Here is an 18,291-nt window from a genome sequence, read left to right as displayed (position 1 = left end):
GATTGAATCCTCCTAAAATAGAAAGCGGCCTAGTTGAATTGACTTCGGCAAATACGGAATTCTTATGTTTTATGACGGAATAATAACATAACTAGGCACCAAAACATACCAACTGGTGGTGATTTTTGGGCAAAACAAGCCAATTTACAAGCTGAGCACGCAAATAAGCTTCCTTTTACAATAAAAAAGGTAGAACTTGTGGGTTGATAACGTTTATCGTTGCCATTTTATTATTTGAACTTAAAAAAAAAGATATGTCTCGTTTACTAACAGGCATTGTTTTAATCGGGGTAAGTTTACTTACCAGCTGTTCAGGCGGCAAAAGCAGCAGTAGCTCTAAGGGCTACTTGAAAAGCAGTACCCCTCAAAACAATCCTGCTGCTAACAATTCATATGCTCCGCCAAGCAATGCCGCATCTATCGACAAAAGTCAATATGTTGCTTTTTCACGCGAACTACAAATGAAGCTAATGGCTTACAATGTAGATGTGAAAAGAGTACAATTTTATATTGACCAAAAATTGATTTTGACCAGAGCATTAGACAGCGCTAAAGCAGAAGTTGCTTCTGGAAGCGTACGATTTATCAATGGTAAATTAATTAATGAAATCATTATTCCCGCTTATACGCCAGGCATTATAGAATCAGCCGATTTAAATGGGTTAAGAGTAAGTTTTGAAAACGGAAACTCATTTTATTTTGTACCAGCCGAAGGCGAAGACAAATTTGTAGTAGCCGGAAACAACTGGGACAATGGAACGGTAGAAATACCTTATGATAAAAATATTTACAGAGCAGCTGCCGGCGTAACCAATGGTAGTGTAGCAGATGTAAAGTTGGTGGTTAAATTAACCGATGTTACCAAGAGTGACAAGAAAACCCGTACCCTACAAGGCAGAAAGTTGGGTTTATAAAACTTTCAACAAATTTAATCCTTGCCTTACAATGAGCACCCTTCGGGGTGCTTATTTGTTTTACAAATACGCTGAGTTAGTCTCTCTTAAAATCAAATAGTGTTGCGGTAAAAATGGCGCGCTCGCGCTTCTTAAAAATCACATCCCAATTGCCTTTGTAGCGAAGTGTTTTAGGCACAATCAAATTATTGCCGAGATTGGTCATTTCAACTTCCATACTCACATCAAAATCATAGACCCCCGCTTTATAACTTAACGCATAATTGCGGGCCAATACCGACATGGTTTTCATATTAAACCAAGTAACCATTTGGTCTACCACAATGCGATCGTTTTTAAGAAAACCCAAATTGGCTTTGGGCATAATAGAAAATACATAACAGAGTTCACCCTTGTATTCTTCAATATCTAAACGATAATCGTAATACTTGTGAGCGGTTTCATCGTAGAGGTCTAGCTTATCGCCAATAAAAGGAATGCCGGAAATTTTCTTACCTGGATTAAAGAACAACATTTTCAATTGTTCTTTGTGTTTCTCCATTCCTTTTTTACCCCCAATACTTCTTTTACGACCAGCCACAATATTGGTTTCACCACAAATGGTTCCCTTGGTAAAAAACAAACTAGCGTAGAGCTCAGGGGTCATATAATTATAATCTCCAGAACGATCATAAAAATCACCCGTAACCGATTCTTCTAACACATCCATGGTTCTGCAACCATTGGTTCTATTCTGACGGGTTTTACTGGCCAAAGAGGCAATTGTTTTGCCTTGCTTATTGGTCATTTGAATATTGTTGTACGAGCTAAAACCCAGAATGCGTAAGTTTTTGAAAGCTTTGTAAAAAGTAGTGTCTTCCTTAATTTGCTCTAAGAGCATTTTATAATCTAAGTTGTTTCTAACTACTACTTCCGATAATGTAAATCGCTTCTCATCAATAATTAACGTACTGTCTTGTGCAATAACTTTTACCACACTAAGCAGGGAGCAAAGTAATGCGCAAAAGCCGAGCATCAAGCGATTCCTCATTTGGCAAAACTCATTTTATAATCCACTTTAATTTTACCCTTGCTGATATCATTGAGTTTGCCCTGCAACATTTTCTTGCGCAAAGGCTTTAAATAATCAATGAATAATTTTCCTTCAATATGATCGTACTCGTGTAAAATAACGCGAGCAGTTATTCCAGAAAAAGTAGAACGAAACTGCTTAAAGTTTTCGTCGTAATAAGTCATGGTAACGGCTTCGCCGCGCATGATGTCTTCGCGAATTTTAGGAATGCTTAAGCAACCTTCATTGTAAGCCCATTCTTCGCCATGAATGGCTTCTACTTGTGCATTAATGAATACTTTCTTAATACCCGGAGCATCATTGTATTTGCCCTGTTCGTCTTCTTCTAGGTTTTCAAAAATTTGCTCAGAGTCTACCACAAACAACCGAATATCACGGTTAATCTGCGGGGCAGCCAAACCAACACCATTGCTGGAATACATGGTTTCCCACATATCTTCTATGAGTTTAGTCAAACCAGGATATTCATTGGTAATGGGTTGTGCTATCTTTCTTAACACAGGTGCACCATACGCTACAATAGGAAGAATCATGCTATTTTAATTATAATGGGGGCAAAAGTACCCCGAAACGGCGAACCCGCAAAGCCAGTTAGCGGTTTTGCAAGAACTCTTGCAATAACATGGTGGCTGCAATTTGGTCAATATTGCCTTTTTCTCTGCGGTCTTTTTTCTTCATGCCCATGTCTACCATGGCCCGCACAGCCAGTTTAGAACTGTAGCGCTCGTCTACGGTTTGAATAGGAATACTGGGAAAAGCTTTTGTTAAATCTTGAATGGCTTTTTTAACCAAGGGCGTACCATGGGTAGGGCTATCGTCTAAATTGAGAGGCTCTCCTATCAAAATCAATTCTACGGGCTCTTGCACCATATAGTTTTTTAAAAAAGGAATCAATTCTTTAGAAGGAATAGTGGTAAGTGCCGTAGCAATAATTTGCATAGGATCGGTCACTGCTAAGCCAGTGCGCTTGCCACCATAATCAATGCAAATAATTCTAGCCATAATTTTTAGTTATTGGTCGGATTATACCCGCCGCCACTACCAACCGTACTGCAAAAACAAAGCAGCAATAACGAAGATAGCAAATACCACAGAAGCAATGCCGTTAGAAGTCATGAAAGCCAAATTCACTTTACTCAAATCATGCGGTTTCACTAAGCGATGTTGATTAATCAACATGCCTACAAACACCCCATACCCAATAAAATACAACCAATGAAAACCGCCATACACCCCAGCAATGGTAACACAAGCGGCACTGCATACATGCAATAAACGAGCAACCCATAAAGCCCGCTCTTTACCCAATGCAGCAGGAATAGAATTCAATTGATGGGATTGATCAAACTCCACATCTTGCAAGGCATAAATAATATCGAAGCCACTCACCCAAAAAATAACGGCAAAAGAAAACAGCAGCGGCAATAAAGCAAAGCTGCCCGTAACAGCTAAGTAAGCGCCAATAGGAGCCAGTGATAATCCCACCCCTAAAACCAAATGACACAAAGCCGTGAAGCGTTTAGTAAAACTATAAAATAGCACCACAAACAGTGCCACAAAAGACAAATAAAAACAAAGTGGATTAATGAACCATGTAGCCAATACAAACACGATGCTATTGCCAATCACAAAACGCAAAGCTGATTCCGCAGATAAAATACCCGCAGGAATTTCACGAATAGCTGTGCGAGGATTGAGCGCATCAAAATGGCGATCTAAATAACGATTAAAAGCCATGGCTGCATTGCGAGCCGTAACCATACAAACCAATACTAGTAAGCCTTTCTGCAGTAAGATAGGATTTAAAATCCCTTGCATGGTACCCGCTTCGCCATTGCCTGAAATATTGGCAACAGGAATTGCCAAAAAGAACCCAATAAAAGCAAAGGGCATGGCGAAAATGGTATGCGAAAATTTTACGAGACTGAGGTATTTTTTAACAGTAGTCAAATTGAATTATTTTAAAACGGTGCGTTCGGTAATGGCCCAAATAATAATGCCCGCCGCCACCGAAATGTTCAGCGAATGTTTAGAACCCAATTGCGGAATTTCAATACAACCATCGCAAATATCGAGCACTTCATCGGCCACTCCTTCTACTTCATTGCCCATTACGATGGCAATTTTTTGTGCGGGGAAATTAAACTGGTCTAGGTACACAGCCCCCTCGGCTTGCTCAACCGCAAACACTTGGTAGCCCTGGGTTTTAAGCAACTGAACCGCTTCCACCGTGGTAGGCATATAATCCCAAGCAACGGTTTCTGTAGCACCGAGTGCTGTCTTATTAATGTCGCGATGAGGCGGTTGGGGGGTGTAGCCACATAAGTACATTTTCTCTACCAAAAAAGAATCGGCAGTTCTAAATACCGAACCCACATTGTGCATGCTTCGGATATTGTCTAATACCACTACCAAGGGCGTTTTAGGGGCTTCTTTAAAATCGGCAATTGATTTTCTCCCCAATTCTTGCATAGACCATTTGCGCATGGGGCAAAGGTAAACCCATCCATTCAAATAATCTTTGGCAGTTTGTTAGAGAAAAAAACTACATTAACGTGCTCTTTTTAAACAATCAAAACAACCAACAGATATGAGAAAATTTGTTCAACATTCACTCCTATTAGCACTAGCCAGCCCTATTATGGCTTTTGCCCAAGGTACAGAACCGGTAGACCAGGCCGTTATTAATCGCATCCGCAAAGAGGGATTAGAAAATTCCAAAGTAATGGATATTGTATTTAACCTAACCGATATGAGTGGCCCAAGATTGGCCAACTCTCCGGGTTATAGTAGAGCCGCCAATTATGCCATCAATACCCTCAAATCATTTGGGGTAGAAAAAGCCGAACTAGATGCATGGGGCGAATTTGGAAAAGGATGGGAATTAGAGAAATCTTATATGGCCATGACAGCACCTTATTACAAACCCATCATGATTTATCCAAAGACCTGGACAGCAGGAAATAAAAAATTACAATCTGCAGAAGTATTGGTGATCAGCGCCAAAGACAGTGCAGATTTAATGAAATACAGCGGCCAACTAAAAGGCAAAGTATTGATGATGGATCAATTGGTTACTTATAAGCATTCTTTTAAAGCAGATGCGGTAAGATATACCGATGAAGAATTGGCTAAAATGGAAGCCGCTACTATGGCGCCTCCAAGACCAGTAGATACTGCTGCACAACGCAGACAAATGCAAGCCATGCAACAACAACGTGGTGGTGGAGCAGCAAGAATGATGGCCATCTTAAAAGAAATGGCCAAGGCAGAAGGCGCTGTTGCTTTATTAAGTAGCGGAGGCCCTAGAAGCCATGATGGTACCGTATTTGCGCAAGGTGGTGGTGCATATCAGGGCACTGCTCCGGAGAACTTCTTAGACATTGCAGTAGGCATAGAAGACTTCAACAGCATTTTACGCATTGCAAAAACAGGTGCCCCAGTTAAGTTAGACGTGGATGTAAAAACCAAGTTTCACACCAAAGATTTACAAGGCTACAATGTGATTGGAGAAATACCAGGCACCGACCCGGTATTGAAAAATGAAATCGTGATGATTGGTGGGCATTTAGACTCTTGGCAAGCAGGAACAGGTGCAACAGACAACGCATCTGGTTCAGCAGTGATGATGGAAGTAATGCGCATTTTAAAAGCCTTGAATATTTCTACTAAGCGCACGATCCGTATAGGATTATGGAGTGCAGAAGAGCAAGGCCTTTGGGGATCTAGAGGCTATGTAAAAAAGACATTTGCCGATCCAGCTGATATGAAATTATTGCCTGAGCACGAAAAGCTTTCTGGCTATTACAATATTGACAATGGTACCGGAAAAATCAGGGGAATTTATTTACAAGGCAACGAAGCTTGTAGAAATATTTTCAAAGCATGGTTAGCACCATTCAAAGATTTAGGCGCACATGCGGTAACCATTAACAATACCGGCGGAACCGATCACCAATCATTTGATGGAGTGGGATTACCAGGGTTTCAATTTATTCAAGATCCTATTGAATACGATACCCGCACCCACCACAGCAATATGGATGTGTACGACCATTTAATAGCAGACGATTTAAAACAAATGGCTACTATTGTTGCCAGTTTTGTATACCACACTGCACAGCGCGATGACAAGCTCCCAAGGAAGCCATTGCCAGCGGCAAGACCGGCAGCAAGACGATAATTGAATCGGTTTTTTTAATACGCGTATCGTTATATTTGTTGCCATGGCAAAATCTGGAAACGATACACCTTTAATGCAGCAGCATCGGGCTATTAAGCAAAAATATCCCGATGCTGTTTTGTTATTTAGAGTAGGTGATTTCTACGAAACATTTGGAGAAGACGCTATTATAGCGTCACGTGTGTTGGGCATTACCCTTACCAAGAGAAACAATGGGGCAGCCGCATCCAGCGAACTAGCTGGCTTTCCGCATCATTCACTAGAAACTTATTTACACAAGCTGGTAAAAGCAGGCCATCGAGTAGCCATCTGCGATCAGTTAGAAGACCCTAAAATGGTCAAGGGCATTGTAAAAAGAGGGGTAACAGAAATGGTTACACCCGGCATTGCCACCAGCGATAAACTGCTGGAAAACAAAAGCAATAATTTTTTAGCCGCCGTACATTATACCGAAGCCAATACCGGCATAGCATTACTCGATATTTCAACAGGAGAATTTTTTGCAGCGGAAGGAAACGAAGAATATATAGACAAGTTGTTGCAGAGCATGCAACCCGCAGAAGTCATATTTGAACGCAGTTATCTAAAGAAATTTAAAGAGCAATATGGCACGAGGTTTTATACCTATACCATGGAGCGATGGATATTTGAAGAAGGATTTGCCAAAGAAAATTTAGTCAAGCAATTCAATACCCATTCCCTAAAGGGATTTGGAATTGATTTGATGCCCGCAGCCATCATTGCTGCAAGTGCCATCTTACATTATTTAAAAGATACCGAGCACCCGCACCTGCAACATATTACGCAGATACAACGCATAGAACGCGATCAGTTTTTGTGGATGGATCGATTTACCATACGCAATTTAGAATTGCTGCCCATGCAGTCGGAAGGCCATACCAGTTTATTGCAAGTGATAGACAATACGGTGAGTGCCATGGGAGCCAGACTATTGAAAAGATGGTTGGTATTTCCACTAAAGAACAAAGAACAAATTGAAGAACGCCTAGAAGCCGTTGAATACAGCATTGTACAAACCGAACTAAGACAACAATTATCAGCAGCCATTAAAGCTTGTGGAGATATAGAACGTTTGGTGAGTAAAATTGCTTTAAGAAAAATTGGCCCAAGAGAAGTAGTACAATTGGCCAGGGGATTGGAACAGACGGCTATTGTAAAAGCCCTACTGAGTGATAGCCCCAACCAATGGTTGCGCAAATTATCGAATAACTTGGATGCCTGCGAAACCATGCAAACCCGCATTAATAAAGAGATACAAGAGAACCCAGCGGTACTCATTAACAAAGGCGGCGTAATCGCAGCAGGCGTACATGAAGAGTTGGATCAATTAAGAAATATAGCCAATGGCGGAAAAGAATTCTTGGTAAACATACAAGAAAGAGAAGCAGAAAGAACCGGAATTAACTCGCTCAAAATTAGTTTCAACAATGTGTTTGGTTATTATTTAGAAGTCACCAATTCGCATAAAAACAAAGTACCGGCGGATTGGATTAGAAAACAAACCCTTACCAATGCAGAGCGATACATCACGCCGGAATTAAAAGAATACGAAGAAAAAATTATTGGAGCCGAAGACAAGATATTAGCGATTGAGCAAGAGTTATACAATCAACTCATTACCGATTTACAAACCTATATCGCGCCCATACAAGTAAACGGAAATATACTGGCTACCTTGGATTGTATTATTTGTTTTGCAGAGAATGCCATGCAATACCAATACAGAAAACCAGTGATACATGAGGGATTGGAATTGCAGATTAAAGAAGGCCGCCACCCAGTAATAGAACGCAAGCTGGCATTGGATGAGCAATATGTGTCGAACGATATTGAATTAAATAAAACCGATCAGCAAATCATTATTTTAACGGGGCCGAATATGAGTGGTAAGAGTGCGCTCTTAAGACAAACTGCCATCATTACCTTGATGGCCCATATGGGATCTTTTGTACCCGCAGCGGCGGCAATGATTCCCCTAACCGATAAAATATTTACCCGTGTTGGCGCATCTGATAATTTAAGTGGAGGAGAATCTACCTTCATGGTAGAGATGAACGAAACAGCAAGCATCATCAATAATATGAGTGAGCGCTCCTTGATTTTATTAGACGAAATAGGAAGAGGCACGGCCACTTATGATGGTATTTCCATTGCATGGAGTATGGTGGAATATATACACAACAGTCTTTTTGCGCCAAAGACCTTATTTGCCACGCACTACCATGAATTGAATGAATTGGAAGAACATTTAGCGCGCGTGAAAAACTACCATATCACACACAAAGAGCTAAACAATAAAATTATTTTCCTGCGCAAAATGGCCACCGGCGGCAGCACGCATAGCTTTGGTATACAGGTAGCAAAAATGGCGGGCATGCCTACTGCATTAATTAACCGAGCAACAGCGATAATGGAGCAGTTAGAGAAAGAGCATGTACGAGAAGAAGCGGGCAACCAAACGCTAAGAGAGTCTGGTAACAACATAGTGAGTGTGGCTGTGCAAAATGCATCTGTACCCAAAGTGCAGTTGAGCATATTTGATGCACATACCGAAACCTTCGAAAGCATCCGAGCAAAACTAAATGCAATAGACATTAATCAATTAACGCCCGTAGAAGCATTGATGAAACTCAATGATATCAAGGCTTTGCTGAAATAGATTTTATACGATTGTATTTAATTTTGACTAATCCAGCGCCGCGTAATCTTTTAAATATTCAAAAGGTTCGGTTAGTTTACCCTTGTCTAAAATAGTAGCCCGCTCAATAACGGCAGCCCCCCCTTTGCGTACATCGTCTAAAATATATTTGATGAGCTGCTCACCAAAATAACGGCTGGCATCGCGCGGCAATTCATTGGGCAGGTTACCCACGGCCATAACGTCAACCGAATTGGGCAAATAAGGATCGGTTTGTTCACCCGTTAATTTATTGACGCCATACACCGGATTGTCAATGGTAGCATCACCCAGGTTACAAGGCACAGAGCCATGCTTATCGTCGGTAATATCGGCAATGGTTTGGATCTTGAAATGATTGGACTGCATGGATTCCATTGAGAACAAACGAGGCACATTGGTGCCCCAATAAATCCCATTCATGAGAATATCGGTATGCCCCGCATATTGCTCGAACAAACAAGAGTATTCCTCAGGATGCTCGTGAAAATGATTGCGATGGTAAGTTTTATTAATGCTGTGCTGGTACAAATTATTACCCTTGAGATGCACATATACCGGATAGTCAAAGGACTTGGACAAGTATTCATCGGGCTCCACTTCCTGTACATCTAAGAGGTTCATGATTTCTAAAATACCATGAGCCACTCTCCCACTACCCGTTACCGCAATTTTAATGGGCGGCAATTTCAAACCAAAATAAGTATGAATGAGCGCACGATAGTCTTTGATTTTGTGCACCCTTTCCAACTTAAACGCACCCGTGCGATTACCATAAGCCATGATACCATTGTGCGCGCCCACTATACCAGCAAAAAAACCAAATCCAATGATGCGCTGCCCATCATTGTGCTCCAGGCATTCATAATCGATCAGGGTAATATTTTTCAGCACCATGGCCTGCATAAGGGCACGGTTATAAGGCTGCAATTTCTTGGTATGCGAAAAGAACATATAGCGCTTGTTGGGAATGAGTTGACTCACGGGCACTTCCTTAATCCCCAACAACAAATTACAATTGGACAAATCATTAGACAAGATCGCCCCCGCTTTTTCATACTCCGAATCCGAATAACAACGATTGGGAGAAGGCTCCACATACACCACTACATTCTCTACATTTTTCATGAGAAACCTACACTGCGCAGGCGTAAGCGCAACGCGATTATCCGCAGGAACTTTACCCTCTCTAATTAGGCCAATAACAAGCATCGAAAAAATTTTCACGAATTTAGTTTATTGCCACGAGCCGAGGAATGATATTTATCATTTATAAAACCAAGGGCTTAATTTTGCGCCATGAATTATTTTGAGTTATACGGCATCGCACCCAGCTTTACAATAGACGCCGCAGCCGTACGAAAAAAGTTTTACGAACTAAGCAGAGCCCACCACCCCGACTTCAACGGCGGCGGCACCGCAACCGAGCAGCAAGAAGTGTTAGAGAAATCGGCCATGATAAACGAAGCCTACAAAACCTTATTGAACAAGGATTTGTTGATTAAGTATATACTCACCAGCAAGGGATTATTACAGGAAGAAGAAAAATACAACCTCCCACCCGATTTCTTGATGGAAGTAATGGACTTGAACGAGCAGGTGATGGAGTTGGACAAAACCGACACCAGCGCCGTAGCGGCCCTAATGGCCACTGCCAAAAACTTAGAAACAGAACTATATGAAGCTATTGAACCAGTTATGGGTAATTATTCGGAAAATACTTCTACCGAAAAAGAGTTGCTGCAAGTAAAAGACTATTACTTCAAAAAAAAGTACCTCGATAGAATTATATCGGGACTTCAATAGAATATTTTGGAAATTATGCGTGCATGGGCTAATATTGCACTCCATTTCAAGCCCAGATGGCGGAATTGGTAGACGCGCTAGACTCAAAATCTGGTTATCGCAAGGTAGTGCAGGTTCGATTCCTGTTCTGGGCACAAAGACCCTGGTACGCAGTACCGGGGTTTTCTATTTGAGGGCTTCAAAAGCTTGCTTTTGTAAGCGCGAAAATGGAAAACCCCGAGCAACGCTGCAAGCGTTGCAGGGTCTTTGGGTACGCCCCCCTCTTGGGAACTGCAAGCTGAACGAAGTTCAGCGCAGCGAATCCTGCACTCTCTGAATCATCGAGAAAATATTCTCACTAGCTATTATAATTATTTCTTCATATAATAATTTATTTATAACTTTCAAATCCCAATTTATTCCTCCCCAATTGTTATTGTTTGTTAGTGTTTTACTGACCCTAGAATTTTGTGTCTGGGAGTCAGGGGGCATTGCTTTGAAATAAATATGACAAAAAATCGAAAATGTATAATTAGATAATTTCTTATATCAATTCAAAAAGTATAAATGTATTGACGTAAGAGAAATTTAAAATGTATAATACTAAATACTTAAATATTAGCTTAATCGAAATTTAGATTGGAATTTGAGTAGCGCATATTTAAATGTTGTACGTCACCCTATTGAACATCCTACACATATACAAGCATCCATGACTTTGCCGACCCGACCCCATGCTATTTTTAGCACATTGCAAGGCACACAAAACCCCGACACAAAGCCAACCTTGCAAAGAGCTAAAAATGCCAACGCACAGCCGACCCACCCCAGCGGACGGAATTCTTATCGGCTTCAACTAAATACATCAACAAATACCTATACTGAACACCAAAGCCCACCCACCACCCATGGCTGACGAATATCTATGAACATTATGTTGAAAACTTCAGCAACAAATCTTTGCTCAACAGAGCGACAGTTTATAAATTTGACAAATTATGTCAAAATACAATCGTTCAAAATGGACAGCTTAGGCGACACAATACGGAAACTTAGAGAGAACAAGGAACTGCCCTTGCGGACAGTTGCTGCTTTCCTTGACATTGACCAGGCAATACTTAGTAAAATTGAAAGAGGACAACGCAAGCCTTCAAGGGAACAAGTGGTAAAGCTTGCCGAGTATTTTAAAGTAAAAGAAAATGACTTGCTGGTTGCATGGCTTAGCGACAAATTGGTTTATGAAGTGGAGGACGAAGACATGGCTTTGAAAGCCCTGCAGGTTGCAGAAGAAAGAGTAAAGTACATCACGAAAAACAAAGGCAAGAAATGATTTTAAAGAAAGCTATCATAACAAATTTCAGAGGAATTAACGGTTCTATTACCATAAACTTCGATTTATTTAATTGTATCGTTGGACAAAATGATGCTGGTAAGTCAACCATCCTAAAAGCATTGGATGCTTCGTTGAATGAAACAACTTTATCAAGAGCTGACTATAATGTACAAGCACAGGACAATCAAATTATTGTTGAATTGTTTTTTGACTGCGAAAACAAGCAATATCTTTTAGGCGAAGAAATACTTACTACGATTGAAGGCGAAGAATTGACCAATGACGAAAATGAATTGGTTTGGAAAAAGGTTTGGAATGTTACAGAAACAAATGTTTCAAAACCAAAAACCTCTATTGTTAGAAAAAAATATAATGGCAACAGCGATTTTATTTCCAAAACAGAAGCACAACTTATTGCACAATGCACAGCCAATGCAATTGCAACTGCAAAAGGCAATGGTGAAGCGTACAACAACGTAGAGAAAAGGGAAAAGCTTAGAGAATTTAATCAGGAAAATAATATTGCTTTTACTTACGAGGTAGAAGAAATTCCCGGCACTGGCACTTCCAAAATGAAAGCAATTGGAGATGCTATAAAAAAAGTGTTGCCTTCTTTTCAATATTTCAAAGCCGACACTTCTCTTTCTGATACTGACACAACCATTCAGAAATATTTCAAGGATATGGCTTTCAAGCTTATCAAAGAGGAAGTAGATACGGATGAAATGGAAACCACTATTAAAACTAAGTTGGAATCTGTTTTACAAAAAGTAACTGACAAAATAAATGATGTTGTAAAAACAGGGGAACAGGTTAAACCTAAAGTAGATTTTGATTGGAGCAAACTAATATCAACTTCATTTATAAGTGATTCTTCCGGCAGCGATATTCCTTTAAGTTCACGGGGCGATGGGTTTAGAAGAATCACAATGATGTCTTACTTTGAGTATCTGGCAGAAACAGAAAGAACAGACGATACACAGCAAATCATTTTTGGCTTTGAGGAACCTGAAACTTTTTTACATCCTTCTGCACAGGACAATTTATTTGACAAACTAAGTACACTAACTGAAAATGGTTATCAGGTAATTACTTCAACACATTCGCCTACAATTGTTGGAAACACTAAACGCCACAACATTATTCATATTTCAAAGCCGAACAATGTTTACACCGTTAATCAAAATGCAATAGACTATAAAGCACTGGCAATTGATTTAGGTATTAAGCCCGACAATACTTTCACTCCTTTATTTTCTACTTCAAGACTGTTGTTTCTTGTTGAGGGAATTGACGATGTAAATGCAATGCACCACAAGGCTACATTGTATAAGCAAGCAAACTTAATCACTCACACATTTGAAGAGTTGAGCATTAATATTATTCCAATTGGCGGTTGTGGTGGTGTAAAACATTGGGTCAACCTTGATTTGTTTACCAAACTGGAAAAACCGTTTTTCATTTTTTTAGATAGCGATAAGGATAATGCAGCAGCAGTTTCAGCAAATGAAACCAATCTTACAAATTATGGATTGACAGTTGGTACAGACTTTATGATTACCAAGAAAAGACTGTTGGAAAATTATATGCACCCAACAGCATTGCAAAGGCTTGTTCCCGGTGCTGTAATTACCTATACTGATTTTGACCATGCGAAAAATTTTTGTAAAGATTATCCTGATAGTGGAATAAGAGGACATTTGGGCGGTAGCAAAGTGGCAGAACGCCACTATTGCAATTTGACTTTTGCCGAATTGCGATTGACATGGCTTGACGGTGCAGACGATGAATTTATAAACTTGTACAATACTATAACAGCAAAACTTAATTAAAACAGACGATGCCAACACTCCAATTTAAAGGAAAAACATTTGTACAAAACCATCACTTAGCGGTGAAGTATCACCAGCTTGTACCAAAGAAGAAATTAAGTTTAACCGATAAAATTTCTTTACACGATAACCTGATAATACAAGGCGATAACTTGAAAGCATTAAAAGCATTGTTACCTACTTATGCAGGAAAAGCAAATTGTATCTTCATTGACCCGCCATATAATACTGGAAATGATATTGCTGAAGGAAAGAGTTGGGTTTACAATGACAATGTGAACAGTCCAATGATAAAAGAGTGGCTGGGCAAGGAGGTACTTCTTGAAGACTTAACAAGACACGATAAATGGCTTTGCATGATGATGCCACGCCTTAAACTTTTAAGAGAATTGCTTCATGATGATGGAGTAATATTTGTAACACTTGACGATATCGAAGTACATCGTTGTAAATTATTGATGGATGAGATATTCGGCGAGATAAATTTTGTAACGAATATCCCTTGGCAAGCTCGTAAATCAGTTCAAAATGACACAGACATAAGTTCTTCTCACAATCATATTTTGGTTTATGCGAAGAATAGAAGGCAAGAAGAAAGACGGTTAAAGAAAAGTAATTCTAAAAGGTGGCATACTATGCCCGGTTTTGTTTTTCAACCGATGGAATTAGATAAAACAAAATTTTCTAACCCCGATAATGACCCAAGAGGCTTATGGAAAGCTGACCCTTTTGATGCACCCGGTGTCAGAAAAAATCTCGAATATGAAATTATTAATCCAAATACAAATGAAGTTTATACTCCACCAAAAGGGAGACATTGGGGTACTGAGGAAACAAAATATTTAGATTATTTAAAAGATAATAGAATACTGTTTGGCAAAACTGGCAAAAGCGGTCCGCAATTAAAAGTTTTTTGGGATGAAAAGAAAGAATATGGTGAAGTAGAAACTACTTGGTGGGGCGAGGGTGCGATGGAAGGTTTTCTTGAAGATGGAATAGATGAAGAAACAGCATCTGAATTTACAAATTATGGCACAACTACAAAAGGCTCACAATTACTTCAAATAATTTTCGGCGGTGAGAAGGTTTTTAATAATCCAAAGCCCATTGAATTAATTAAACACATTCTCAAAATAGCTGCAAAAAAAGATTCTCTCATACTTGATTCATTTGCTGGTTCAGGAACAACTGGACATGCAGTTTTGGAGTTGAATAAAGAAGATGGTGGTAATAGAAAATTCATATTGGTTGAAATGGAAGAATATGCAAATACCATTACAGCCGAAAGAATAAGAAGAGTAATTAAGGGGGTAGAGAATGCAAAAAACGGCAACCTTAAAGCTGGCGTAGGAGGTACATTCAGTTATTTTGAATTAGGTCCAACCATTGAAATGGAAAGCATATTGCAAGGCAAAAATTTACCAAGCTATGAAGAATTTGCTCGTTATATATTTTATACAGCCACTGGCGAAGAGTTCAACGAAAAGAAAATAAATGAAAAAACAGGCTTCATAGGCGATACCAAAAATTATGAACTGTATATGTTTTACAAACCCGATGTAGAATGGCTGAAACGGAATGCACTTACATTGGATGGCGTAAAAGGAATGCCCAAGTTTAAAGGCAAACAACGGTTAGTTTTTGCACCTGCAAAGTATGTGGATGATGAAACCTGCAGGGATAACAGAATTGATTTTTGCCAATTGCCTTACGAAATATATAGGATACAAAAATGAAACTCAAACATTACCAGGAGAAAGTGATTAAAGCACTCAAAGATTATTTGGGTGAACTGGATATTGCACGAAATGAGTATGAAGAAATGCTGGCAATAAAACCAAATCTTGCAAAGCATATCAACTTTCCAAAAGATGCGTGGGAGAAATCAACAGGGAAAACTATTTATCATTCCAAAACAAATAGTTTAAACGAGCCGTTGCCAGATATTTATTTGAAAGTACCAACAGGCGGCGGCAAAACCTTGTTGGCTTGTCATAGTATTGACCTGATACAAAAAAGCTATCTCAAAAAACAAACCGGCTTAATACTTTGGATTGTTCCTTCCACTCAAATTTACAGGCAAACTATTTCAGCATTAAAAGATAGAGAGCATCCATACAGGCAAATTTTAGATATTAGCAGCGGCGGCAGAACATTGATAAAAGAGAAAACAGAAATGTTCAATCGTTTGGATGTAGAGGAAAACTTAATGGTGCTGATGTTGATGCTGCCATCTGCCAACAGGCAAAACAAAGAAACATTAAAAGTGTTCCGTGATGCCGGAGGTTATACAGACTTCTTCCCTGCCGAAGATAATTATCCTGCACAGGAAGAACTCTTGAAGAAAATAACCAACCTTGATTGCTTCGGCGAAAAGGAAGAAGTATTTCAACGGCAAATAAAAACTTCATTAGGTAATACATTAAAAGTATTGCAGCCTTTGGTTGTAATTGATGAAGGACACAGGGCTTACGGAGAAAATGCAAGAAATACAGTAAGAAACTTTAATCCTTCTTTCATTCTTGAATTAAGTGCAACGCCACCCGAAGGCAGTAACGAACTGGTAAAGATAACCGGACGGGAATTGCATGAAGAAGAAATGATAAAACTGGATATTCACCTTACCAACAAAACAAGCCTTGACTGGAAAGACACGATGCTGGCAAGTTTTGAAAAACAAAACCAGTTAGAAAAATTAGCCAAAGAATACGAAGAAAATACCGGCGAATATATCCGCCCTATTTGTTTGATACAGGTTGAAAGAACAGGCAAAGACCAACGAGGTTCAGATTTTATTCATGCAGAAGATGCTAAAGAATATTTGATAAAGCAATGCAATGTTCCTGAAACTCATATTGCCATTAAGAGTAGTGAGAAAGACGACATTGAAGGCATAGACCTGTTTTCAAAGAGTTGTGATATTCGTTACATCATTACCAAACAAGCGTTGCAAGAAGGTTGGGATTGCTCATTTGCTTACATACTTACCATCTTAACCAATCCGGGTTCGGCTACAGGAATTACACAGTTAGTCGGTAGAATTTTAAGGCAGCCCAAAGCAATCAAAACAAAAGTCAAAGAATTAGACGAGTGTTATATTTTCACTTTCAAACCCAATGCAAGCACATTGGTAAGAGAAATTAAAAATGGTTTGGAAGATGAAGGCTTAGGAGACATTGCAGGAAGGTTAGTGAATGATGAAGGCGGCGAGGGAATAGATAATTTAAGAGAGAGAGAAATTCAATATCGTCCGGGCTTTAAAAAATTTGAAGGAAAAATTTATTTACCAAAGTTTGTAATACAGGAAAAAGATAGCTGGCGGGATTTGATTTTTGAAGTAGATATATTAAGTGAGATTGACTGGACTAAGATTGATATTTCGGAAATAGCTGATAGAACTTTGACCGACAAAAAAAGCAAAGAACAGGAACTGACTTTAGGGTTGAGTAAAGAAGAAAAAGACTTATTAGAAGAAACAGGAAGATTGGAAACAAAAGGAACTTTAGAAATTGACGAAGCATTTTTAGCAAGACAAATTTCTGAGATTGTACCTAACCCATGGATATGTTACAACTTAGGCGACAAAGCCATTGAACTACTTTCAAAAAAGTATGACCGGGAAACCATTGCTTCCAATTTCGTTTTCATTATTGAAGAACTGAAAAAGATTTTAGAGAAGCAGAAAAATATATTTGCTGAAAGTGTTTTTAAAAAACTGGTTAACAAAAAGCAATTGCATTTCTTTTTAATCAGTGACAAAGGTGGCTTTGTTTTGCCATCAAGGATAAAAGTAAAAAGCAACAAACAACTTATCCGCAATGACAATACACCTATTCAAAAATCTTTGTTTGACTATGTGCCGGAGGAAAATATAAATGAACTTGAAAAATCAGTAGCCATTTATTTAGACGAGCAAGAAAAATTATTGTGGTGGTATCGTAACATGAGCAGACAAGACTATCACATACAAGGCTGGAAGAAAAATAAAATTTATCCTGACTTTGTTGCTGCCAATAAAAGCAAGACAAAGAAAGAAGATTACGACACTGTTTTTGTTTTGGAGACAAAAGGCATTCACTTAAAAAACGAGGACACAAAATATAAGCAGGACGTTTTTGCTTTGTGCAACGAGTTGGGTGCAAAGAAAGCATGGAAAGAATTGTTTGACGAGTTCCCCGACCATGACTTTGAATTTCAGGTTGTGTTTGAGGACGAGTGGCAGAACAAAATAAATGCGATGATGCAATAGTATAAGCCAACGCACCAAGTCAGGCACATTTGCAAGGCACACATAGCCGACACACAAAAGCCAACCTTGCAAAAGAGCCTGCCTTGTGCCAACACACAGGCAACACTCTGCGGTGGGACACAGACCCACATTATAGATGACCAAGGAGAAGGGCGAACGTACAACAGGGGGTTTGCCAAAATACGGGCGGACGGAAGTTATCTTCGGCTTTTTGTAATTCTATTG

14 protein-coding genes and 1 tRNA gene are annotated in these 18,291 nt (G+C 39.4%); 9 read left to right on the top strand and 6 right to left on the bottom strand.

Features of this window, described 5'->3' with window-relative positions:
• The first annotated feature begins 254 nt into the window (after nt 1-254).
• A complete protein-coding gene (locus Q8S25_RS07085; protein ID WP_305536212.1) occupies nt 255-914 on the top strand; it encodes a hypothetical protein in 660 nt (219 codons plus the stop codon).
• Between the two features lie 76 nt (nt 915-990).
• Here Q8S25_RS07085 and Q8S25_RS07080 read toward each other — a convergent pair whose 3' ends face one another.
• From Q8S25_RS07080 to Q8S25_RS07060, 5 genes are read right to left on the bottom strand one after another with little or no spacing between them, the layout of a single operon-like run.
• On the bottom strand, nt 991-1,944 hold the full coding sequence (locus tag Q8S25_RS07080) for a hypothetical protein (protein WP_305536210.1): 954 nt from the start codon (nt 1,942-1,944) through the stop codon (nt 991-993).
• Nucleotides 1,941-2,519, bottom strand: coding sequence for a peptide deformylase (gene def / locus Q8S25_RS07075; RefSeq protein ID WP_295232959.1), 579 nt, complete (start codon nt 2,517-2,519; stop codon nt 1,941-1,943). Before def ends, Q8S25_RS07080 begins: the two co-directional genes overlap by 4 nt.
• Before the next feature lie 58 nt (nt 2,520-2,577).
• Nucleotides 2,578-2,988, bottom strand: a complete 411-nt coding sequence (gene ruvX / locus Q8S25_RS07070) for a Holliday junction resolvase RuvX (RefSeq protein WP_305536208.1) — start codon at nt 2,986-2,988, stop codon at nt 2,578-2,580.
• Nucleotides 2,989-3,024: 36 nt separating this feature from the next.
• A complete protein-coding gene (locus tag Q8S25_RS07065) occupies nt 3,025-3,936 on the bottom strand; it encodes a UbiA-like polyprenyltransferase (RefSeq protein ID WP_305536206.1) in 912 nt (303 codons plus the stop codon).
• Between the two features lie 6 nt (nt 3,937-3,942).
• Nucleotides 3,943-4,473, bottom strand: coding sequence for an RNA methyltransferase (locus Q8S25_RS07060; protein ID WP_305536204.1), 531 nt, complete (start codon nt 4,471-4,473; stop codon nt 3,943-3,945).
• Between the two features lie 103 nt (nt 4,474-4,576).
• Here Q8S25_RS07060 and Q8S25_RS07055 point away from each other — a divergent pair, with 103 nt between their 5' ends.
• Both Q8S25_RS07055 and mutS read left to right on the top strand, forming a co-directional pair.
• Nucleotides 4,577-6,169 (top strand): M20/M25/M40 family metallo-hydrolase, encoded by a 1,593-nt coding sequence (locus Q8S25_RS07055; protein ID WP_305536202.1) that lies wholly within the window; start codon nt 4,577-4,579, stop codon nt 6,167-6,169.
• A gap of 43 nt (nt 6,170-6,212) precedes the next feature.
• On the top strand, nt 6,213-8,849 hold the full coding sequence (mutS, locus tag Q8S25_RS07050; protein ID WP_305536200.1) for a DNA mismatch repair protein MutS: 2,637 nt from the start codon (nt 6,213-6,215) through the stop codon (nt 8,847-8,849).
• Between the two features lie 27 nt (nt 8,850-8,876).
• Here mutS and Q8S25_RS07045 read toward each other — a convergent pair whose 3' ends face one another.
• Nucleotides 8,877-10,094 (bottom strand): NAD(P)-dependent oxidoreductase, encoded by a 1,218-nt coding sequence (locus Q8S25_RS07045; RefSeq protein WP_305536198.1) that lies wholly within the window; start codon nt 10,092-10,094, stop codon nt 8,877-8,879.
• 72 nt (nt 10,095-10,166) lie between these two features.
• Between Q8S25_RS07045 and hscB the strand changes: the two genes are divergently transcribed.
• The 6 genes from hscB (at nt 10,167) to Q8S25_RS07015 (ending at nt 18,066) form a co-directional block, all read left to right on the top strand.
• On the top strand, nt 10,167-10,673 hold the full coding sequence (gene hscB, locus Q8S25_RS07040; protein ID WP_305536196.1) for a Fe-S protein assembly co-chaperone HscB: 507 nt from the start codon (nt 10,167-10,169) through the stop codon (nt 10,671-10,673).
• 50 nt (nt 10,674-10,723) lie between these two features.
• Nucleotides 10,724-10,807 (top strand) — tRNA-Leu (locus Q8S25_RS07035).
• Between the two features lie 866 nt (nt 10,808-11,673).
• Nucleotides 11,674-11,982 (top strand): helix-turn-helix domain-containing protein, encoded by a 309-nt coding sequence (locus Q8S25_RS07030; protein ID WP_305536194.1) that lies wholly within the window; start codon nt 11,674-11,676, stop codon nt 11,980-11,982.
• The gene (locus Q8S25_RS07025) at nt 11,979-13,817 is read left to right on the top strand and encodes an ATP-dependent endonuclease (protein WP_305536192.1); all 1,839 of its coding nucleotides are present in this window, start codon (nt 11,979-11,981) and stop codon (nt 13,815-13,817) included. The genes Q8S25_RS07030 and Q8S25_RS07025 overlap by 4 nt, the downstream gene beginning before the upstream one ends.
• An 8-nt stretch (nt 13,818-13,825) precedes the next feature.
• Entirely contained in the window at nt 13,826-15,553 is a 1,728-nt protein-coding gene (locus Q8S25_RS07020; RefSeq protein WP_305536190.1) for a site-specific DNA-methyltransferase, read from the top strand.
• Nucleotides 15,550-18,066: a DEAD/DEAH box helicase gene (locus Q8S25_RS07015; protein ID WP_305536188.1), complete on the top strand. Its 2,517-nt coding sequence runs from the start codon at nt 15,550-15,552 to the stop codon at nt 18,064-18,066. The genes Q8S25_RS07020 and Q8S25_RS07015 overlap by 4 nt, the downstream gene beginning before the upstream one ends.
• The last annotated feature ends 225 nt before the right edge of the window (nt 18,067-18,291 follow it).

Origin of the sequence: Sediminibacterium sp. (assembly GCF_030695065.1) — a bacterium.
Lineage (GTDB): Bacteria > Bacteroidota > Bacteroidia > Chitinophagales > Chitinophagaceae > Sediminibacterium.
Note: the sequence above shows the minus strand (reverse complement) of the source record. Positions and strands in the feature narration are given on the sequence as shown.